We start from the raw sequence: 21,417 nt of genomic DNA, 5'->3' as shown, positions 1-21,417 counted from the left end.
TTGAGTCAGATGAGCCAGGCCGCACAGAACCTGAACTGGCTGATCACCAATTTCGTGGACAACACCCCCGGGGTGTCGCACACGGTGGTGGTCTCCGCCGACGGTCTCCTGCTCTGCATGTCCGAAGGCTTCCCCGGGACCGGGCCGACCAGCTCGCCGCCGTCGCCTCCGGCCTCACCTCGCTGACCTCCGGCGCCAGCCGGATCTTCGAGGGCGGCGACGTCAACCAGACCGTCGTCGAGATGGAGCGCGGCTTCCTGTTCCTGATGGCCGTCAGCGACGGCTCGGCCCTGGCCGTGCTCGCCGCACCCGACTCCGACATCGGCCTCGTCGGCTACGAGATGGCCCTGCTCGTCGACCGCGCAGGCGCCGTCCTCACCCCCGCCCTCCGGGCAGAACTCCAGGGCAGCCTGCTGCACTGATCCACGCCCCGATCCCGCAATGCGCCCGGCCCGCCTGGTCGGGCGCACCGACCATCGGCCGCCTCCGGGCGACCGACCGCCCCAGCCGGCACCGCCCGGCTGGAACCCCGCTGCGAACGGCGGCAGCACGAGGAGGACTTATGACCCCGCCCCCGACACCGGCCGGCTCGTACGGCAACGGGTACGGCAGCGGCTACGGCGGCCAGCAGGCCGGCGGCTACGGTGGGCAGCAGTCCGGCGGCTACGAGCAGCAGCCGCTCGTACGCCCGTACGCGATGACCGGCGGCCGGACCCGGCCGCGGTACCAGCTGGCGATCGAGGCGCTGATCTCGACCACCGGCTCGGCCGAGCGCTCGGGCGGCCTGCTGCCCGAGCACGCCCGGATCGTCGGACTCTGCCGCGAGGTCAAGTCCGTCGCCGAGATCTCGGCGCTGGCCGGTGTCCCGCTCGGGGTCGCTCGTATTCTCGTCGCCGACCTGGCCGAGGCCGGCCTGGTCACCATCCACCAGCCCGCTGCCGCGGGCGAGTCCGGCGGTGCGCCTGACGTCACGCTGCTCGAAAGGGTCCTCAGTGGACTTCGCAAGCTCTAACGCGGCCTCCCCCAGCCGCGCGACCACCTCCGCGAAGATCGTCGTCGCCGGCGGCTTCGGAGTCGGCAAGACCACCCTCGTCGGCGCCGTCTCCGAGATCAACCCGCTGCGCACCGAAGCCGTCATGACCAGCGCCAGCGCCGGCATCGACGACCTCAGCCACGTCTCCGGCAAGACCACCACCACGGTCGCCATGGACTTCGGCCGCATCACCCTCGACGAAGACCTCATCCTCTACCTCTTCGGCACCCCCGGACAGGACCGCTTCTGGTTCATGTGGGACGACCTCGTCCGCGGCGCCATCGGCGCCGTCGTCCTCGTCGACACCCGCCGCCTCGCCGACTGCTTCCCCGCCCTCGACTACTTCGAGAACAGCGGACTCCCCTTCGTCGTCGCCCTCAACGGCTTCGACGGACACCAGCCCCACACCGCGGACGAAGTCCGCGAAGCCCTCCAGCTCGGCCCCGACACCCCCGTCATCGCCCTCGACGCCCGACGCCGCGACAGCGCCAAGAGCGCCCTGATCACCCTCGTCGAGCACGCCCTCCTCGCCCGCCTGCGGTGACGGAGGGATCCCACGGATGACAGTGCGTGCCCGCTCCTGTGCCCTGCCGGGCGCAGGAGCGGGCACGTCTTTATCCGTGCATAACAGTTCGGTAGGCATTTCGAGATCAACTGTGACTCGGCGTCACGAAGTCGATCCATAGTGCACTGTCGACCTTTCGACTTGCCCGCAACTGCCCCACTATGTCCGATTTTTTCCGCACGTCTCGGGCGGGAAGCGCTGTTTGTCCCCCAACCCTGCACGTGCTGAAATTCCAGCTACCCCGTAGTCACCCCAGGCAGTTCCACCCAGCGCAGCGGGCTGCGGCCGGCGGGGGTGCCGCTGGATTGATCCATGGCCGCACCATCGGCCGAGAGGTTGTTGTCGAGTGAGGCGTAAGCAGCCAGACACCCCGCAGCGGCGTTCCGAGCCCCGCCAGAACCAGCCGGGCACGAACGGCCAGGCTCCCGCCGGGTTCTCCGCGTTCACCGCTGCGGACGAACGGCCGGCCCGCGGGAACGCGGGGCCGCCGACCCAGATACTCAGCGGCCCGGGCGGCGCCCCGGGCCCCGGCCCGTCGGCACCCCGGCCCCGGACGGCGGCCGCGGCCGCCGACACGGACGGGAAGAGCGGCGGCCGGTACGACTTCCTGGCCCCGCGGCACTGGCGCGTGCCGACCCGCCTGGTGGCGATCCTCCTGATCCCGGTCGTCATCGGCCTGGTCTTCGGCGGTCTGCGCGTCAACACCTCGTTCGACAACTACACCAAGGCCGACCGCGCGGTGAAGACCGCGAAGCTCGCCAACGCCGCGACCGACCTCGCGGACGCCCTGGAGAGCGAGCGCGACCTGACGATCGTGCCGATCGTGGCCGGCGACGACCCGCAGGGCATCGTCGCGAAGCTGCGCAAGAAGACCGACGAGGCGCTCGTCGCGTACAACAGCGCCTACGCGAAGATCTCCGACGACGCGACGCTGCAGCGCCGCAACCAGGCCTTCCAGCAGCTCGTCGTCGACCTGCCGCACCTTCGTGACAACGCGTACAAGCCGGAGCTGTTCGCCACCGCCACCCAGGCCGCGTACTCCGTGATGTTCGCGCCGCTGCTGGCCATCGACAACTCGGTCGGCTTCGGCAGCTCGGACGTCACCAGCAAGGGCCGCGCGATCTACGCGATGTCGCTGGCCAAGGCCTCGGCCTCGACCCAGCGCGCGCTGATGCTCAACCTGCTGGCCGGCATCGCCAAGGACTCGGTCACCAAGTACGAGAACACGGACATGATCATGTCCCTGCTCGTGGCCTCCAAGCTGGAGCAGACCGCGATCAGCGAGTTCAACACCGGCTCCACCGCCGACGACGCCAAGGTCTACGCGGACGCCCTCGTCCAGCAGGCCTCGGCCGACCAGCGCAGCCCGCTGCGGATGCCCGACGGCCGCACCATCCCGACCATGACCGGCCTGATGAACATCGGCCTCGGCTACTCCGAGGCGGCCAGCGCCGGCCAGACCAAGGGCAAGGCCGCCGCCGACGCGGTGTTCGAGGAGGCCAAGGCCCAGGGCCTGACCGTGGGCAACTGGCTGCAGGCCAGCGCCAGCCACATGACCGCCCTGCGGACCGCGGAGTCCTCGCTCCTCACCGAGGTCGTCGGCGACGCGTCGGACATCAAGTCCGGCGCCCAGACCGACATGGCGCTCAACACCGGCATCGTGCTCATCTCGCTGGCCCTGGCCGGCCTGCTCACCGGTTTCGTCGCCCGCTCGATGATCCTCGGCATGCGGACCCTGAACACCGCCGCGCTCGACATCGCCAACCACCGTCTCCCGGACCTGGTCGAGAAGCTCTCCAAGACCGACCCGGACCGGGTGGACACCTCGGTCGAGCCGATCCCGCTCAGCGGCCGCGACGAGATCGGCGAGGTCGCCCGCGCCTTCGACCAGGTCCACGCGCAGGCCGTGTCGCTCGCCGCCGAGCAGGCCCTGCTCCGAGGCAACCTGAACGCGATCTTCTCCAACCTGTCGCGCCGCAGCCAGAGCCTGATCCAGCGCCAGCTGGCGCTGATCACCGACCTGGAGAACAACGAGGCCGACCCGGACCAGCTGGAGAACCTCTTCAAGCTGGACCACCTCGCGACCCGTATGCGCCGCAACGGCGAGAACCTCCTCGTCCTCGCCGGCGAGGAGCCGGGCCGCCGCTGGAACACCCCCGTCCCGCTGGTCGACGTGCTCCGCGCCGCCGCCTCCGAGGTGGAGCAGTACGAGCGCATCGAACTCGCCGGCATCCCGGAGGCGGAGGTCGTCGGCGCCGCGGTGACCGACCTCGTCCACCTGCTCGCCGAGCTGTTGGAGAACGCCACCACGTTCTCCAGCCCGCAGACCCGGGTGCTGGTCAACGCCACCCGCCTGCCGGACGGCCGCGTCCTGGTGGAGATCCACGACAAGGGCATCGGCCTCACCGCCGACGACTTCGCCGAGATCAACGAGAAGCTGGCCGAGCCGCCCACGGTCGACGCCACCATCTCCCGCCGCATGGGCCTGTTCGTGGTCGGCCGGCTCTCCCAGCGCCACGACATCCGCGTCCAGCTCCGCCCCTCGGGCGAGTCCGCGGGCACCACCTCCCTGGTGATGCTCCCGCAGTTCCTGACCCAGATGAACGCCCCCACGGAGCCCGAGGAGCAGTTCACCGTCTCCCGGATCTTCTCCGAGCAGGAGCCGATGGAGAGCTGGCAGGAGGGCTGGCAGGGCCAGCGCAGCGCCGCCGAGCTCGGCTTCGACGACCACCTGACCGGTGTCGCCTCCGGTGGCTTCAGCCCGGCGCTGGAGTCCATGCAGCGCTCGCAGCGGCTCGACGAGGCCCGTCGCACCGCCCTGGAGGCCGGCCCCCGCGAGGACGTCATCGACGCCGAGGCGATCGAGACCGACGCGCCGTACGCCGAGGCCTACGCCGAGGAGTACCCGCAGCAGGGCTTCGAGCAGGGCGACTACCAGCAGCCCTACGGCCAGGACTACGCGGAGCCGCAGCAGGACCCGTACGGCCGCGAGTACGCCGGCTACGGCCAGGAGTACCCGCAGCAGGACGGCTACGACGGCTACCAGGACCCGCAGTACGCCCAGGGCGGCTACGACGGCGTCCCGCAGCAGCAGGGCTACCAGGACACCGGCTACCAGGGCTACGGCTACCAGGACGGGCAGGCCGGCGGCCACCCGTACGGCGTGGACGAGCAGCCCGCGCTGCCGCCGGCGCCGGTCGCGGACTCCGGCTCGGGCTCCGGCCTGCCGCAGCGCCGTCCGGGCCAGCAGCTGGCCGGTGGCGGCGGCGGCTTCGCCGGCCAGCCGGCCGGCGAGACCAAGAACTGGTTCACCGGCGCCAAGGACACCTCCGGCGCGGAGGAGTCCCGCGGCCACGAGGTGTCCGGACTCGGCGGCTACGGCCCGACCGGTCCGACCGGCTCGTCCAGCCCGTGGCAGTCGGCCAACGACGGCAGCTGGCAGCGCGCCGAGCAGGTGCGCGAGCCCTCGTCGAGCGGCACCACGCCGTCCGGCCTGCCGCGCCGTGTGCCCAAGCAGAACCTCGTGCCCGGCAACGCCAAGCCCGGACCGCAGGAAGGCCCCCAGGTCTCCCGCAACCCGGAGGAGGTGCGCGGCCGGTTGACCAACCTGCGCCGCGGCGTCGAGCAGGGCCGCAACGCCGGCGGTGACCCGGGGGCCACCGGCAGCTTCCGCGTGGACCCGAACCAGGGTCGTGGCGGCAACCAGAACAGCAGCACCGATCTCTTCGGCGGCTCGAACCACCAGGAGCGTTGAGTTGAGTCAGATGAGCCAGGCCGCACAGAACCTGAACTGGCTGATCACCAATTTCGTGGACAACACCCCCGGGGTGTCGCACACGGTGGTGGTCTCCGCCGACGGTCTCCTGCTCTGCATGTCCGAAGGCTTCCCCGGGACCGGGCCGACCAGCTCGCCGCCGTCGCCTCCGGCCTCACCTCGCTGACCTCCGGCGCCAGCCGGATCTTCGAGGGCGGCGACGTCAACCAGACCGTCGTCGAGATGGAGCGCGGCTTCCTGTTCCTGATGGCCGTCAGCGACGGCTCGGCCCTGGCCGTGCTCGCCGCACCCGACTCCGACATCGGCCTCGTCGGCTACGAGATGGCCCTGCTCGTCGACCGCGCAGGCGCCGTCCTCACCCCCGCCCTCCGGGCAGAACTCCAGGGCAGCCTGCTGCACTGACGGTTCGTCGGATACCGTCCTGGTATTCGTATGACCTCATTGCCCGTCCCCGAGTCCTCCGGCACCCGCCGGCGGACTCGGGTTCGGGCGTTGTACGGCCTACGCACCACCGGCCCGAACACCCCCGTGTCCGGGCCAGCACCGCATCGCCGCACCTTGTGAGGAGAGGACCGTGACACCGCCAGACGACCGCAGCGGTCAGTACGGCGTCCCGTACCCCGGTACCGGCCACGACGCGTTCGGAGCTCCCGGCGTCGGCCACGGGCAGCCGTACCAGCAGCAGCCGTACGCCGACCCGTCGGGCCGGCAGTACTTCACCCAGCCCTACGGCGAGCAGCACCCCGTCCAGGGCGGCTACGCCCAGCCGGGGTCCGGCTACCAGAGCTACCCGGGGCCCGAGGCGTTCCCTGAACAGGTTCCCGAGGAACCCGGACACGTCGAGGACGAGGAAGAGGCCGACTCCGGCCCGCTGATCCGGCCGTTCGCGATGACCGGCGGACGCACCAGGCCCCGGTACGAGCTGGCGATCGAGGCCCTGGTCTCCGCCAGCGTCGACCCGGGCCGCCTGGCCACCCTGCTGCCCGAGCACCAGCGGATCTGCAGCCTCTGCACCGACGTCAAGTCCGTCGCCGAGGTCTCCGCGCTGCTCGACCTGCCGCTGGGTGTGGCGCGCATCCTCGTCGCCGACCTGGCCGAGGCCGGCCTGGTCACCATCCACCAGCCCGCTGCCGGCGGCGAATCCGGCAACCAGCCCGACGTCACGCTGCTCGAAAGGGTCCTCAGTGGACTTCGCAAGCTCTAACGCGGCCTCCGCCAACCGCGCGACCACCTCCGCGAAGATCGTCGTCGCCGGCGGCTTCGGAGTCGGCAAGACCACCCTCGTCGGCGCCGTCTCCGAGATCAACCCGCTGCGCACCGAAGCCGTCATGACCAGCGCCAGCGCCGGCATCGACGACCTCAGCCACGTCTCCGGCAAGACCACCACCACGGTCGCCATGGACTTCGGCCGCATCACCCTCGACGAAGACCTCATCCTCTACCTCTTCGGCACCCCCGGACAGGACCGCTTCTGGTTCATGTGGGACGACCTCGTCCGCGGCGCCATCGGCGCCGTCGTCCTCGTCGACACCCGCCGCCTCGCCGACTGCTTCCCCGCCCTCGACTACTTCGAGAACAGCGGACTCCCCTTCGTCGTCGCCCTCAACGGCTTCGACGGACACCAGCCCCACACCGCGGACGAAGTCCGCGAAGCCCTCCAGCTCGGCCCCGACACCCCCGTCATCGCCCTCGACGCCCGACGCCGCGACAGCGCCAAGAGCGCCCTGATCACCCTCGTCGAGCACGCCCTCCTCGCCCGCCTGCGGTAACCGGGCCGGACGGGCGGCGCACAGCACGCAACAGGGGCGCGGGAACCATCCCCGCGCCCCTGCGGCATTCCGGGCGCACCCGGGCCGTGCCCGTCAGTGCCCGTCAGCTCTCGCCGGGCTCCACGCCGGCCCGCAGCAGCCCGTAGGTGTAGGCGTCGTCCAGGGCCCGCCAGGAGGCCGCGATGACGTTGTCCGCGACGCCCACGGTCGACCAGCTCACGACGCCGTCGGAGGACTCGATCAGGACCCGGGTCTTCGACCCGGTGCCGTGCTGGCCCTCCAGGATGCGGACCTTGTAGTCCACCAGCTCGAACTTGGCGAGCTGCGGGTAGATCCCCTCCAGCGCGGTGCGCAGCGCCTTGTCCAGCGCGTCGACCGGGCCGTTGCCCTCCCCGGTGGCGATCCGGCGCTCGCCCTTGGCCCAGAGCTTGACCGTGGCCTCGTTGTCGGCCCCGTTGTCGACCCGCTGCTCGCTGATGGTCCGCCAGGACTCCAGGGCGAAGAAGCGCTCGCGGCGGCCGCGGACCTCGTCGCGCAGCAGCAGTTCGAAGGAGGCGTCGGCGGCCTCGTAGGTGTAGCCCAGGTTCTCCTGCGCCTTGACCTTGGCGACCACCCGGCCGACCAGGTCGCGGTCGGCGGAGAGGTCGTAGCCGAGCTCCTTGCCCTTGAGTTCGACCGAGGCCCGGCCGGCCATGTCGGAGACCAGCATCCGCATGGTGTTGCCGACCCGCTCGGGGTCGATGTGCTGGTACAGGTCGGGGTCGACCTTGATCGCGGAGGCGTGCAGGCCGGCCTTGTGCGCGAAGGCCGAGAAGCCGACGTACGGCTGGTGGGTGGAGGGCGCGAGGTTGACCACCTCGGCGATGGCGTGCGAGATCCGGGTCATCTCGGCGAGGCGGCCCTCCGGGAGCACCCGCCGGTCGTACTTGATCTCCAGGGCGCCGACCACCGGGAAGAGGTTGGCGTTGCCGACCCGCTCGCCGTAGCCGTTGGCGGTGCACTGCACGTGGGTGGCGCCGGCGTCGACGGCGGCGAGGGTGTTGGCGACCGCGCAGCCGGTGTCGTCCTGGGCGTGGATGCCGAGGCGGGCGCCGGTGGCGGCCAGCACCTCGGCGACGATGTCGCGGACGCCCAGCGGCAGCATGCCGCCGTTGGTGTCGCAGAGCACGACGACGTCGGCGCCGGCCTCGTGGGCGGTGCGGACGACCGCCAGCGCGTACTGCGGGTTGGCCCGGTAGCCGTCGAAGAAGTGCTCGCAGTCGATGAACACCCGGCGGCCCTGCTCGCGCAGGTGGGTGACGCTGTCGCGGATCATCTCCAGGTTCTCGTCGAGCGTGGTGCGCAGGGCGAGTTCGACGTGCCGGTCGTGCGACTTGGCGACGAGGGTGACGACCGGGGCGCCGGAGTTGACCAGGGCGGCGAGCTGCGGGTCGTCCGCGGCCTTCCCGCCGGCCCGCCGGGTGGCGCCGAAGGCCACCAGCCGGGCGTGCTTGAGGTCGAGTTCGTCGGCCGCACGGGCGAAGAACTCGGTGTCACGGGGATTGGCGCCGGGCCATCCGCCCTCGATGAAGCCGACGCCGAACTCGTCCAGGTGCCGGGCGATGGTCAGCTTGTCCGCGACGGTGAGGTTGATCCCCTCGCGCTGGGCGCCGTCGCGCAGCGTGGTGTCGAAGACGTGGAAGCTGTCGTTGGGGTGACTGCTGGCCTCGGTCATGGCCCTGGGTTCTCCGTTCGGTGGAGGTACTGCTGTTGCCGGGTCTGGGGACCGGCTCCACTGTCCAGCATCCCGCGCGCTCCCGGTGTCCCTCCGCCCCTTGTGGGGGCTTCGGCCGGTCCGGGGCCAAAACAAAAGACCCCTCGCGGGTGCGAGAGGTCTGCGCGCGGGTCTGGACGCTGGTGGTCGCTCCGCATGCGGGTGGATGCGGAGCGGTCACTGCGGACCGGCGCGCCTGCTGCCAATAATCAGCGAGAGCGAGGACACGCTGGCAGTCTGGCACACCATCCGGAATGCGGCGCCGGTGTCTCGGCATGCGAAACGCCCCAGGTGGGAGCCGTTCAGGTCGGACGGCCGGTCCCCGGCCGGTCGGAGGCGACTCCATGACCGTCGGCACGCCGTCCGGCTCGACGAGCGGACCCGTCCGAGGTCACCGGCGCGGCGGGCGTCCCGGGGCGGGACGCCCGTGCGCGGCGGGTCAGACGATCGTGTGGAGCCAGCCGTGGGTGTCGGGGGCCTGGCCGCCCTGGATGGCCAGCAGCGCCTTGCGCAGCTCCATGGTCACCGGGCCCGACTCGCCCTTGCCGACCGTCCAGTCGCCGCGGGCGGACTTGACCGAGCCGACCGGGGTGATGACCGCGGCGGTGCCGCAGGCGAAGACCTCGGTGAGGGTGCCGTCGGCGTTGCCCTGCTTCCACTCGTCGGTGGAGATCTTCCGCTCCTCGACGGCGTAGCCGAGGTCGGCGGCGAGCTGGAGCAGCGAGTCGCGGGTGATGCCCGGGAGGAGCGCGCCGGACAGCTCGGGGTGACGATCTTCGCGTCGGCGCCCTCACCGAAGACGAAGTAGAGGTTCATGCCGCCCATCTCCTCGATCCACCGGTGCTCGGCGGCATCGAGCCAGACGACCTGGTCGCAGCCCTTCGCGGCGGCCTGCGCCTGGGCGACGAGCGAAGCGGCGTAGTTGCCGGCGCACTTGGCGGCGCCGGTGCCGCCGGGCGCGGCCCGGACGTACTCCTCGGACAGCCAGACCGAGACCGGCTTGATGCCGCCGGAGAAGTAGGCGCCGGCCGGGGAGGCGATGATCATGAACAGGTAGGAGTTGGCCGGCCGGACACCCAGGCCGACCTCGGTGGCGAACATGAAGGGCCGCAGGTAGAGGCTCTGCTCGGGCTGGTTCGGCACCCAGCCCTGCTCCTGCTGGACGAGCAGCTCCACCGCCTCGACGAAGGTCTCGACCGGCAGCTCGGGCATGGCCAGGCGGCGGGCGGAGTTCTGGAAGCGGACGGCGTTGGCCTCCGGGCGGAAGGTCGCGATCGACCCGTCGGCCTGCCGGTACGCCTTCAGCCCCTCGAAGATCGACTGACCGTAGTGCAGCGTCATGTTGGCCGGGTCGATCTCCAGCGGCGCGTACGGGGTCAGCTGGGCGTCGTGCCAGCCCATGCCCTCCGTCCACCGGATGGTGACCATGTGGTCGGTGAAGATCCGGCCGAACCCGGGGTTGGTCAGCCGTGCCTCGCGCTCCGCGTCGGACAGCGGGTGCGCGGAGGGCTTGAGCTCGAACGTGATGGGCGCCTGGGTGGGCGTACTCATGACTGTCAGTCCTTCACCGTGGGGTTGGTCCGGGCCGCCTCCGCCGGTGATCAACGCACGACGGCACGGCCCACTGTCGATACTCGCATCCAGAGGGCCGTGCCGAACAGCCGGTCGGCTGCTGCGTTCGCGTTCGCGCGCTCCGGCCCCGGGCCGGAACAGAACGGTCTGTCCCGGCCCGTCAGCCGGATACTCGGGCGGCGAGCGCGTCGCCGACCTCGGAGGTGGAACGCGCACCGGAGCGCTCGGCCAGGTCGGCGGCGACGGCGGCCTCGACGGCGGCGGCCTCGGCGGTGTACCCGAGGTGCTCCAGCAGCATGGCGACGGAGAGCACGGTGGCCGTCGGGTCGGCCTTGCCCTGGCCGGCGATGTCCGGGGCGGAGCCGTGCACCGGCTCGAACATCGACGGGAACGCGCCGGAGGGGTTGATGTTGCCGGACGCGGCCAGGCCGATGCCGCCGGTGACGGCCGCGGCGAGGTCGGTCAGGATGTCGCCGAACAGGTTGTCGGTGACGATCACGTCGAAGCGCTCCGGCTGGGTGACGAAGAAGATCGTCGCCGCATCGACGTGCAGGTAGTCGGTGGTGACCTCGGGGAACTCCCGGCCGACCCGCTCGAAGATCCGGGTCCACAGGTGGCCGGCGTGCACCAGCACGTTGTTCTTGTGGACGAGGGTCAGCTTCTTGCGGTCGCGGGCCTGCGCCCGGCGGTACGCGTCGCGGACGACCCGCTCGATGCCGAACGCGGTGTTGAGGCTCACCTCGGTGGCGACCTCGTGCTCCGTGCCGGTGCGCAGCGTGCCGCCGTTGCCGACGTACGGGCCCTCGGTGCCCTCGCGGACGACCACGAAGTCGATCTTCGGGTCGCCGGCCAGCGGCGAGGTGACGCCGGGGAAGAGCTTGCCCGGGCGCAGGTTGATGTGGTGGTCGAAGGCGAAGCGCAGCTTCAGCAGCAGCCCGCGCTCCAGCACGCCGGAGGGCACGCTCGGGTCGCCGATGGCGCCGAGCAGGATGGCGTCGTGGCCCTTGAGCTCCTCCAGCACGGCGTCCGGCAGGGTCTCGCCGGTGCGGTGGTAGAGGCGGGCGCCGAGGTCGTACTCGGTGGTCTCGAGCTTGACGTCGGCGGGGAGCGCCGCGCTCAGGACCTTGAGGCCCTCGGCCACCACTTCCTGGCCGATGCCGTCACCGGGGATCACTGCGAGACGAAGGCTACGAGACATGGTCCGGACCCTACTCCGCGTCCCAGTGGCTGACACCTTGCGTCCACTATCCGGACATTCCGGGATACGGCAGGGGGTCCGGCCGCTGCCAAGAGTGCTCCCGTTAAAATCCTCCGGGAATACACGGGGAATTCACGGGGGAATGCGGTATGGCAGGTCGGATCAGCAGACGCCGAGCGCTCTGGCTGGCCGGTGGGGCGCTGGCCGCACCCGCCGCCGGCTACGGAGCGTGGCACGCCGTGCACGAGGAGCGGCAGCCCGCGGCCGAGGGGGCCACGGGAGGCCCGGGAGCGACGCGGTCGACCTGCCCGGTGACCCGCCGACCCGGGTGAGCGGCGTCGCGAACCGCAGCCTCACCCAGTCGTTCGTCCACGTCATCGCGCATCCTGACGACAACCTGTACTTCATGAACCCCGACCTCGACCACGCGCTCGCCTCCGGCGCCGCCTGCGTCACGGTCTGCCTCACCGACGGCGAGTCCGACGGCCGCAACGTGCTGCACTCCGAGCTCGGCCGGGTCACCCGGGCCGACCGGCCCGCCTACACCCGGGCCCGGATCAACGGCCTCGCCGCCGCCCTCGCCCTGCTCGCCACCGGCGACGAGAACAGCCCGTGGGACGTGTCGCTGGTCAGCCACCTCGAAGGCCGGATGGTCGAGCAGCACACCCTGCGTGCCGCGCCGCAGGTTCAGCTGATCCTGCTCGCCCTGGTCGAGGCCCGCTCCGTCAGCCTGCCCCGCAAGGACAGCCTGCGCGGGCTCTGGCTCGGGGACACGCCCAGCCTGAGCATCCTGCCGCCGGTGCACAGCGGCCTGCCGCCGAGCGCCGGCTACACCCGCGAACAGCTGATCGCCACCCTGCACGGGCTGCTCGACCACTACCGGCCGACCGTCGTGCGCACCCTGGACCCGAACCCGGACCACTCCCCCAAGCCCGCGCCGGGCAGCGGGAGCACCGTCTACCTCGACCACCAGGACCACACCTACTCGGCCTACTTCGCGCAGGCCGCGCTGGCCAGGCACTGGGCCGGCGGCAAGGCCCGCAGCGCCTCCGTCGAGCACTACCTCGGCTACGTCAACGCCCTGCTGCCGCACAACCTCGACCAGGCGGCGGTCGGCCGCAAGGTGGTCGCGCTGAACAGCTACGGCTGGGCCGACAACCGGCACTGCGGCGACCCGGCCGGCTGCGGCGACCGCAAGGTCGGGGCGGGGGCGCTGCGCAACGGCTGGGCCCAGTCCACCCGCTACCGGGCGCCCGGCAGCGACACCTGGCTGCAGCCCTCCGGCGAGGGCCGGCTCACCGCGTTCGGCCTGCTCAACGGCGGCGCCGTCGCCTGGACGGAGACCGACGACGGCTGGCAGGGCCCGGAGCGGATACCGGACGGCGGCGACCTGGAGGGCCAGCTCCAGGCCGTCCGGCAGCTCGACGGCCGGCTGCGGCTGCTCGCCGTGCGCACCCACCTCGGGTACGCCGCCACCACCCACCGCCGCGAGATCGTCACCACGCTGCGCAACCGCGACGGCTCGTACGGGCCGTGGCAGAGCCTCGGGGCTCCGGACGGCACCGACCCGGTGCGCTCGATGGAGTTCGGCTACCCGGTCGGGCTCACGCTGCCCGACGGCACCGTGCAGATCGCCGTCCGCACCTGGGGCGGCAGCGTGGCGATCCGCACCCTGGAGGGGCCGTGGGCGGCCCTCGCCCTGCCGCCGCAGGCCGGCGGGAGCGTCCAGGACGGCCTCGGCGCGGTCGTCGACGCCGACGGCAACACCCACGTCTTCGCGCCCGGCCGCACCGTCGTGCACTGGGCCTCCGCCACCCCCGGCGGCCCGCTGCGCCCCGCGCCGCCGACCGGCCTGCCCACCCCGGCCGGGCCGGTGAGCGCGCTGCTCGCCGACGACGGCGGGCTGCGGCTGGAGTTCCGGGAGCCCAAGAGCGCCCGGGTGCTCACCGCCGAGCGGCGGCCCGGCCGCACCGTGTGGAAGGTCACGGCCGAGTCGGCGCCGCCCGGCGGTTTCGGCCGGGTCTCGGTGGGCGCCGGGGCGCTGGCCGTCCGCGACGACCGGGGCCGGATCGCGCTGCGCGCCGCCGGCCACGACTGGCAGCACGACGGGCCGCTGCTGGCGCACAGCCCGGCCCTGGCCATGGACTCCGACGGGCGGGCGGTCGCCGCGGCCCTGGGCTCCGACGGACGGCTGTACACCACCCGCCAGCCGGTGCCGGGCGCGCCCTTCGGCACCTGGAGCCAGACCGGCTGACGCCGGTCCGGCCACCGCCGTGAGCGCGCCTATGCTCGGTCCGTCCCCCGACCACCGCACCCTCCGACCACCGACATCGCAGGCCCCGACCCGGGCCGGGCAGGAGCACCACGCCGTGAGCCAGCGAACGGCCGTGCGCCGACTCCTCGACCACGAGGCGGGCGCCGCAGCCCTCGCGGCGGTGCTGTCGGCCGCGGCGTACTGCCTGGCCTCGGCGCTGCGCGGGACGTACCCTTCGGGGCGCGCTCGCGCGCCGTCAACGACCTCGGCAACCAGTTCGTACCGTTCCACGCCCACCTGTGGGACCTGCTGCACGGCACGTCCACCGGCGACCTGCTGGTCAACTGGAACAGCGGCTTCGGCTCGCCGTTCCTGGCGGACTTCGTCACCTACCTGACCAACCCGTTCTCCTGGCTGGTCGGCCTCTTCCCGCGGGACGCGGTGAACCTGCCGGTGTTCCTCGTCACCCTGCTGGGCATCGCCGCCGGCGCGGCCGCGACCACCGTGCTGCTCGGCCGCCTCGCCCCCGGCCCGCCCTGGCAGCGCGCGCTGCTCGGGGTCGGCTACGGCCTGTGCGCCTGGGTCCTGAACGACGGCTCCCCCGACCCGATGTGGATGTGGGGGCTGGTCTCGCTGCCGATGATCGGCCTGGCCTGCGACTGGTGCCTGCAGGGCCGCCGGTGGGTGCCGGCCACCCTGATCGTCGCGCTCGCCTGGGCGGGCAACTTCTACACCGCCGCGATGGCCACCATCGCCTCCTGCCTGGTACTGCTGCTGCGTCTCGTCCTGGCCGGCGGCCCGCTGCGGGACCGGCTGCCCGCCGTCGGGCGCGCGGCGGGCATGTTCGCCGTCGGCGTGCTGCTGGCGGCGCCGGTGATGACCGTCTCGCTCAAGGCCAGCAAGGCCTCCCAGCCCGCGCCCGCGGCCACCTACCCGGGCGCCCCCGGGCTCACCGACTACCTGGCCCAGCTGCTGCCCGGCGGCCGCTCCGACCACTCGGTGCCGAACATCTTCATCGGGATGCTCGGCCTGCTGCTGGTCGCCTCGCTGCCGTTCAACCGCCGGGTCCGCCCGGCGGAGCGGATCGGCTGGTACGTCCTGCTCGTCCTGGTCGGCGCCAGCTTCGTCTGGGAGCCGACCATCCTGCTCTGGCACGGGCTGGCCATCCCCAACGGCAGCCCGTACCGGGCGTCGTTCGTGCTCAGCGGGATGCTGGTGGCGGCGGCCTGGGCCTCGCTGGCCCGCCGGCCGGACGGCCGGGCGCTGCTCGGCGGCGCCGGCCTGGTCGCCCTGGTGGTGCTGGCCGGCCACGGCCAGAGCTCGGTCCGCGGCTCGACCTGGATCGAGGTGCTGGCCGGCGGCGCCCTGGTGCTCGGCGCGCTCTGGGCGCTCCACCGGTGGTCCGCGCGCCCGCTCGTGCGCCGCTGCGCCGGCGTGCTGCTGATCGCGGGGGTGTTCGCCGGGGCGGTTCACACCACCTGGGCGGTGACCCGGATCCGCGACGGGCTGCCGTTCTACGTCCCGCGGACGACCGTCTCCGCGTCCTCGCTGGCCGCCCGCGACGCCCTGCTGAAGGCCGAGGACTGGCCGGCGTCGCGGACGGACCCGGGCCCGCACGAGTTCGCCAACAACGACCCGCTGCTGCTCGGCGGCGAGGGCGGTTCGTACTACTCCAGCTACCTGCCGGCCGTCACCGCCCGGATGCTCCAGGACCTGGGCGCCGGCTGGTACATCCAGGGCCGGCACACCCTCACCCCCGCCGACCCGGTCGGCCGGGCGCTGTTCGGGATCACCACCTACCTCGACGGCACCGGCACCGCGCCCGGCTTCACCGTCCGGCACGCGGCCGCCGCCCCGCTGGTCACCGTCCACCCCGACACCGCCCCCGACCTGCGGTCGGTGTGGAGCCGCCAGGAGTCGCTGCTCGGCGCCCGGGTGTACGGCGTGCCCGCGGCCTCCTGGACGGCCGGGCCCCGCCCGGTCGCCCGGGCCGGCGGCTGGTCGGTGCCGCCCACCCGGAAGGGCGGCACCTGGACGACCTTCAGCGGCGTCTGCGCGCCCGGCTCCACCGTGTACTTCTACGGCCCCTGGTTCAACGGCACCGTGATGGGCCAGGGCGTGAAGTACACCAGCTGGGGCCGGCAGCCGATGACGGCGATGCCGATCCGCGAACTCGGCACGGTGCCCGCCGACGGGCGGGTCACCGTGCAGCTGCGCACCACGGCCCGGGGCGTGCTGCCCCAGCAGCCGGTGGGCTGCCTGGACCGGGCGGCGCTGGACTCGGCGCTGCACACCGTCAAGGGCGCGACCCGGGTCACCGCCGGCGGCCACACCCTGACCGCCGAGCTGCCGCCCGGCTCCACCGGCCTGGCCCTGGTCTCCGTCCCCGCCGCCGACGGCTGGACCTGCTCGGTGGACGGCCGCGCGGCCGCCGCCCCGCGCCGGGTGCTCGGCATGATCGGCGTGCCGCTCGGGGCCGGCGCCTCCCGGGTCTCCTGCGGCTTCGCCCCGCCGGGGCTGACCGCCGGGCTGGCCGCGAGCGGCACGGCCGCGGCCGTCCTGCTCGGCGTGGCGGTGGTCACCTCCGTACGCCGCCGCAGCGTCCGCCGGGCGGGTGAGGGGCCGGTACCATCGGTGTGAATCCCAGCCAGCAGGAACGACGGGGCAGCGCGATCCGCCACCGACTGCGTACGAAGCCGGAGGCGAGCCGATGCGACTGTCCGTCGTGGTCCCCTGCTACAATGAGGAAGCGGTGATCGAGCTCTTCGACGCCGCGACCCGGGAGAACCTGGACTCGCTGCCGATCGAGTACGAGCTCTGCTACGTCGACGACGGCAGCTCGGACGGCACCCTGGAGCGGCTGCGCAAGATCGCCGCCGAGCACCCCGCGACGACCCGCTACGTCTCCTTCAGCCGCAACTTCGGCAAGGAGGCGGGCATGCTGGCCGGCCTCAAGGAGGCCACCGGCGACGCCGTCGTCCTGATGGACGCCGACCTCCAGCACCCGCCGGAGCTGCTGGAGCGGATGCTGGAGCTCTACGACCGCGGCCACGACCAGGTCATCGCCCGCCGCACCCGCGAGGGCGACCGGCCGCTTCGCACCGCGGTCAGCAAGCTCTACTACCGGCTGGTCAACCGCTGGGTGGACGTGGAGCTCCAGGACGGCGTCGGCGACTTCCGGTTGCTGTCCCGGCCGGCGGTGGACGCGCTGCTGTCGCTACCGGAGTACAACCGCTTCTCCAAGGGCCTGTTCTCCTGGATCGGCTTCGACACCGTCACCTTCGACTACGGCAACGTGGCCCGCGAGGCCGGCGAGACCAAGTGGCACTTCGGCGCGCTGCTGAACTACGGCATGGACGGGCTGATCTCGTTCAACAACCGGCCGCTGCGGATCGCCATCTGGCTGGGCCTGGCGCTGGTCGGCGTGGCCGCGCTGTACGCGGCGTGGATCACCGGTGTCGCGGTGATCGACGGTGTGGACTCCCCGGCTACGTGACCCTGATCGTGGCCATCGTGGCGCTCGGCGGCCTGCAGATGGTGATGCTCGGTCTGATCGGCGAGTACATCGGCCGGATCTACTACGAGACCAAGAGGCGGCCGCACTTCCTGGTCAAGGAGACCAACGTGCCGCGCGCGGCGTTCCGCAGCGAGGGCTACCGCGGCGAGGAGCAGGCGTGAGACCGCAGCTCTGGCAGATCGTCAGGTTCGGGCTGGTGGGTGTCGTCAACACGGCGACCTTCTACCTGCTGTACCTGGTGATGCACCCGTACCTGCCGTACTTCGCGGCGTTCACCGCGGCGTTCTTCCTGTCCATGGTCGGGTCGTTCTTCATGAACACCTACTTCACCTACCGGACGAGGCCCACCTGGCGGAAGTTCCTGCTGTTCCCGCTGCCGAACATCACCAACTACCTGGTGCAGAGCGGCGGCGTCTTCGCGCTGGTCGAGTGGGCCCGGGTGGACGACCGGATCGCGCCGCTGCTGGCCGCAGCGGTCGCGATCCCGATCACCTACGTGCTGTCCAAGCTGGTGCTGACCGGCCGCCGGTCAGCCGACGACGACGGTCTCCGTCCGGCGTCCGTCCCCGTTGAGGTGGTGGAGCAGTAGCAACCGGGCGCCGGCCGCGTTCCGGTTGAGCTGCAGCACCGATCCGGGCCGTTCCGGCACGGTGATCGCGGTGGGCCCGTCCGCACCGTCGCGGATGTCCAGCGCCGGGTGCAGCACGTCGAGGGCGAGCACCGGACGACCGCCCTCCAGCCCGATCGAGTCCAGGGCGTCCGACTCCTCGGGCGCCCCCGGCAGCACCTGGCCCGTCCACACCGCGTAGTGCACGGTGGACGCCCCCGGCTTCAGCCCGGGCAGGGCGGACAGCCGCACCGGCAGCACCAGCGCGTCCCCGTCGAGCAGTCCGGTCTCGGTGTCGCCCCAGCGGGCGTTCAGCGGCTGGACGTCGAGCTCCTTGCCCGTCCGGGCGTCCGTCGTCCGGGCGACCAGCACGTCACTTCCGCGCAGCCGGGCGGCGGCGACCACCGCGTCGGTGCGGCCGTCGCCGTCGGTGTCCAGCGAGGCCCGCACCCCGAACATGCCCACCGGGGTCGCCGCGGGCGCCCACAGCCCGGCGGCGATGTACAGGGTGCCCCGGGCCAGCGGGTCCTGCACGGTCGGGGCGTCGCTGGCGGCGCCGGCGGCCCGGAGGTTGGCGAGCCGCTCGCCCGGCCGGTCGACGCAGACCCCGTCGCCCTGCTTGCCGCCGGCCGGGCAGTCCGGCCAGCGCGGGCCCTCGCCGCCGAGCACGAAGGCGCTCAGGAGTCCGGCGGTGTCCGCGGGGGCGCCGCTGCCGGCCAGCGTGAGCAGGGAGGTGCCGGCCCGGCCGCCGGGCAGCTGGGCGGCGGCCGCCAGCCGGGACGCGGCCCGGGGCGCGGCGAACAGTGGCACCCGCAGCGGCGGGAGGTCGGCGCCGACGGGGGTGAGCAGCAGCCGCCCGGACAGCTCGCCGCGGTAGCTGCGGGCCCGGTCGGCCTGCACCAGGGTGAGCGTCGGGTCGGGCACGCGGTCCAGCCGGCCGGGCACCTGCAGGGTGACGGTGACCCGGGTGGTGCCGCCGGGGGCGACGGTGATCCGGGCCGGGCTGACCGCGAAGCCGGCGCCGGGCAGCTCGGTGGCGGCGGCGTAGCCGGTGTCGTAGGCGAGCGGGGCGTCCCCGTGGTTGCGGACCTCGACCTGGCGGTGCAGCTCGGTGGGGCCGGTGACGGCCACCGGGCCGAAGGAGACGCCGACGGCGCCGTCCACCGCGCCGTCGCCGGCCGCGTACGCGACGGCCGGGGTGGCGACCGCGGCGTCGACCCGGGCCCGGCCCGCGCCGGTGCGCTCCGGTCCGTAGACCGGGCCGGTGCGGTCGTCGCCGCGCCAGGTGTCGCCGGCGGTGTTCATCAGGGCTGCCTTGACCTCGGCGACCGGCCAGTCCGGGTGCGCGGCGCGCACCAGCGCGGCGAGCCCGGCGATGTGCGGGGTGGCCATCGAGGTGCCGTCCTCGCGCATCCCGCCGCTGCCGCTGCCGGCCTTGGCGGACCAGATCGTCTCGCCGGGGGCGGCGAGGTCGGGCTTGACGATGCCGTCGACGCCGATGCCGCGCGAGGTGAACGCGGTCAGGGTGTCGACCCGCTGCGGCTGCTCCTGGGAGACCGAGCCGTGCAGGGTGTTGCCGGGGCCGGCGAGCCGGACGGTGACCGGGCCCGCGGCGGCCGCGGCGGTGAGCCGCTCGCCGTCGGCGCGGGCCAGCAGCACGGCCGGGACGCGGGCGTCGCCGGCGATCTCGCCGAGGCTGTCGCCGTCGGCGGCGAAGACGGCGCCCAGGGCTCCGGCGTCGGCGGCGTGGTCGGCGCGCGGGGCCGACCCGCAGGCCCGGTCGGCGTCGCGGGTCTTCCAGGCGAGGACGGCGATCCGGCCCTTGAGCCGGGCGGCGTCGGCGGCGTCGAAGGCGGTGCAGCCGTCGGACTGGTCGGCGGGCAGGGCGAGTTCGCCGCTGACGTCCTGGGTGTCCCAGCCCCGGTACTCGGCGCTCCAGTGGCCGGGCACCACCCCGGCGAGGGTGTCGGGGGCGAGCACCCGGATGCCGTCGGCATCGCTGTGGGCGTCCACCGAGGCGGCGACGGTCACCGCGCGGGCGGCGGTGCCGGGGCTGCCGCCGATGGCGTTGACGTCGCCCTCGTTGCCGGCCGCGGCGACCACCACGGTGCCCAGTGCGGAGAGCCTGTCGACGGCCAGGGCGTCGGCGTCGTCCGGGCTGCCGAAGGGGCTGCCGAGCGAGAGGTTGACCACGTCGAGGCGGTCCGTCAGGTCACCGTTGCCGTCGGGGTCGGCGGCGACGTCCAGTGCCCGGGCGAGCTGGTCGGTGGAGCCCTGGCAGCCGAACACCCGGATCGCGTACAGCCGGGCGCCGGGGGCCGCGCCCGGGCCGACCCGGAAGTCCGCCGGGTCCAGACCGGGCCGGTACGGACCGGTGTAGGGGTGGCCGTCGCGGGTGACGCCGAGGCCGGCCGCGGTGCCCGCGACGTGGGTGCCGTGGCCGTTGAGGGCGCAGTCGATCGGGTTGCCGTCCGGGTGCGCGACGGGCTGGTAGTGCTCGGCGGCCGGGTCGGGGTTGTAGTCGTCGCCGACCAGGTCCTGCCCGCCCACCACCTTGGCGTTCGGGAAGAGCGCGGCGGGGGCGGGCTTCGCCCCGTCGACGGCCTGGAAGGCCTCGGTGGTGCCGGGGCCGCCGAAGTCGGCGTGGGTGTAGTCGATGCCGGAGTCGATGATGCCGATCCGCACGCCGCTGCCGGTGTTCCCGGCGCTGCCGGCCCAGACCTCGGGGGCGCCGGTGAGCGGCACCGAGTAGGAGTTGGACCGCTGTTTCAGGGCGATCGGGTGGACGGCGCGGACGCCGGGCAGGGCGGCCAGCCGGGGCAGGGCGGCGGCCGGTGCGCTGACGGCGAGGCCGCTCAGCAGCGTCTGGGTGCGGTAGAGGACGCGGGCGGTCGGGGCGGCGCTGCGCAGGGCACCGGCCGTCCGGTCCACGGCGCGGACGGCCCGGGCCCGCTGGTCGGCCCCGGCCCGGGCGGCGGCCGCGCGGACGGCGTCCGGGGAGCGGCGTTCGCGGCGGGCGCCGTCGGCGGCGCGGCGCCAGGCGGGTGCAGCGGCCTCGGTGTCGAGTTCCAGGAGGACGGACACCGGGCGGCCCGCCGGTGCGCGGGCCGGGGCGGGCCCCGGTTCGGCGCCGGCGGGGGCCGGTACGGCGAGGGTGGCGAGGGCGAGGACGAGGACGGCGGCGGTGCGCACGATGGCGGTCTCCCCGGCAGGGGTGGCCTGATCCTGCGCCGCCCGCACGCCGCGGACGTCGATCACCCTCCCGGACGCACCAAATTAGGATCATCGCGCCGGGCGGGGCGAGCGCCGTCCCTCGCCGGTGCACACGGTGCACTCGACCGGGTGACGTGATGTCAGTCGTTCGGCCCAGTACC

The 21,417-nt window shown here is 73.3% G+C and carries 11 protein-coding genes and 4 pseudogenes; 11 read left to right on the top strand and 4 right to left on the bottom strand.

Going from position 1 to position 21,417, the window contains the following annotated elements; translation table 11 throughout:
• The first annotated feature begins 9 nt into the window (after positions 1 to 9).
• The 7 genes and pseudogenes from ABEB13_RS26550 to ABEB13_RS26520 all read left to right on the top strand — a co-directional run bounded on the left by ABEB13_RS26550 (position 10) and on the right by ABEB13_RS26520 (position 7,142).
• Positions 10 to 422: pseudogene (locus ABEB13_RS26550) on the top strand (roadblock/LC7 domain-containing protein).
• Between the two features lie 140 nt (positions 423 to 562).
• Complete coding sequence (locus ABEB13_RS26545; protein ID WP_100888424.1) at positions 563 to 1,012, top strand: DUF742 domain-containing protein; 450 nt, start codon at positions 563 to 565, stop codon at positions 1,010 to 1,012.
• Positions 993 to 1,577: a GTP-binding protein gene (locus tag ABEB13_RS26540; protein ID WP_100888425.1), complete on the top strand. Its 585-nt coding sequence runs from the start codon at positions 993 to 995 to the stop codon at positions 1,575 to 1,577. Before ABEB13_RS26545 ends, ABEB13_RS26540 begins: the two co-directional genes overlap by 20 nt.
• Before the next feature lie 367 nt (positions 1,578 to 1,944).
• On the top strand, positions 1,945 to 5,352 hold the full coding sequence (locus ABEB13_RS26535; RefSeq protein WP_345707485.1) for a sensor histidine kinase: 3,408 nt from the start codon (positions 1,945 to 1,947) through the stop codon (positions 5,350 to 5,352).
• A gap of 10 nt (positions 5,353 to 5,362) precedes the next feature.
• Positions 5,363 to 5,775, top strand: a pseudogene (locus tag ABEB13_RS26530) (roadblock/LC7 domain-containing protein).
• A 172-nt stretch (positions 5,776 to 5,947) separates the two neighbouring features.
• On the top strand, positions 5,948 to 6,577 hold the full coding sequence (locus ABEB13_RS26525; protein ID WP_345707484.1) for a DUF742 domain-containing protein: 630 nt from the start codon (positions 5,948 to 5,950) through the stop codon (positions 6,575 to 6,577).
• Entirely contained in the window at positions 6,558 to 7,142 is a 585-nt protein-coding gene (locus ABEB13_RS26520) for a GTP-binding protein (protein ID WP_100888428.1), read from the top strand. Before ABEB13_RS26525 ends, ABEB13_RS26520 begins: the two co-directional genes overlap by 20 nt.
• Before the next feature lie 103 nt (positions 7,143 to 7,245).
• Here ABEB13_RS26520 and cimA read toward each other — a convergent pair whose 3' ends face one another.
• From cimA to ABEB13_RS26505, 3 genes and pseudogenes are all read right to left on the bottom strand, one after another.
• Positions 7,246 to 8,856, bottom strand: a complete 1,611-nt coding sequence (gene cimA, locus ABEB13_RS26515; protein WP_345707483.1) for a citramalate synthase — start codon at positions 8,854 to 8,856, stop codon at positions 7,246 to 7,248.
• A 478-nt stretch (positions 8,857 to 9,334) separates the two neighbouring features.
• Positions 9,335 to 10,446, bottom strand: a pseudogene (locus ABEB13_RS26510) (branched-chain amino acid aminotransferase).
• Positions 10,447 to 10,627: 181 nt separating this feature from the next.
• On the bottom strand, positions 10,628 to 11,665 hold the full coding sequence (locus ABEB13_RS26505; RefSeq protein ID WP_345707482.1) for a 3-isopropylmalate dehydrogenase: 1,038 nt from the start codon (positions 11,663 to 11,665) through the stop codon (positions 10,628 to 10,630).
• Between the two features lie 328 nt (positions 11,666 to 11,993).
• Between ABEB13_RS26505 and ABEB13_RS26500 the strand changes: the two genes are divergently transcribed.
• The 4 genes and pseudogenes from ABEB13_RS26500 to ABEB13_RS26485 all read left to right on the top strand — a co-directional run bounded on the left by ABEB13_RS26500 (position 11,994) and on the right by ABEB13_RS26485 (position 18,025).
• Entirely contained in the window at positions 11,994 to 13,919 is a 1,926-nt protein-coding gene (locus ABEB13_RS26500; protein ID WP_345707481.1) for a PIG-L family deacetylase, read from the top strand.
• 75 nt (positions 13,920 to 13,994) lie between these two features.
• A complete protein-coding gene (locus ABEB13_RS26495) occupies positions 13,995 to 16,559 on the top strand; it encodes a YfhO family protein (RefSeq protein ID WP_345709833.1) in 2,565 nt (854 codons plus the stop codon).
• Between the two features lie 70 nt (positions 16,560 to 16,629).
• Positions 16,630 to 17,597, top strand: a pseudogene (locus tag ABEB13_RS26490) (glycosyltransferase family 2 protein).
• Entirely contained in the window at positions 17,594 to 18,025 is a 432-nt protein-coding gene (locus ABEB13_RS26485; RefSeq protein ID WP_100888436.1) for a GtrA family protein, read from the top strand. Before ABEB13_RS26490 ends, ABEB13_RS26485 begins: the two are co-directional and overlap by 4 nt.
• On the opposite strand, the gene ABEB13_RS26480 is transcribed toward ABEB13_RS26485, so the two are convergent.
• Entirely contained in the window at positions 17,966 to 21,301 is a 3,336-nt protein-coding gene (locus ABEB13_RS26480; RefSeq protein WP_345707480.1) for a S8 family serine peptidase, read from the bottom strand. The genes ABEB13_RS26485 and ABEB13_RS26480 overlap by 60 nt on opposite strands.
• Positions 21,302 to 21,417 lie beyond the last annotated feature (116 nt).

This window comes from Kitasatospora paranensis, from assembly GCF_039544005.1.
Taxonomy (GTDB): Bacteria; Actinomycetota; Actinomycetes; order Streptomycetales; family Streptomycetaceae; genus Kitasatospora; species Kitasatospora paranensis.
The sequence above is the reverse complement of the archived record's forward strand: the minus strand, read 5'-3'. Positions and strand labels throughout refer to the sequence as shown.

Excerpts from the sequence above, each read along its gene's own strand:
- ABEB13_RS26545 (WP_100888424.1), top strand. The coding sequence starts at position 563 with ATGACCCCGCCCCCGACACCGGCCGGCTCGTACGGCAACGGGTACGGC.
- cimA (WP_345707483.1), bottom strand. The coding sequence starts at position 8,856 with ATGACCGAGGCCAGCAGTCACCCCAACGACAGCTTCCACGTCTTCGAC.
- ABEB13_RS26505 (WP_345707482.1), bottom strand. The coding sequence starts at position 11,665 with ATGTCTCGTAGCCTTCGTCTCGCAGTGATCCCCGGTGACGGCATCGGC.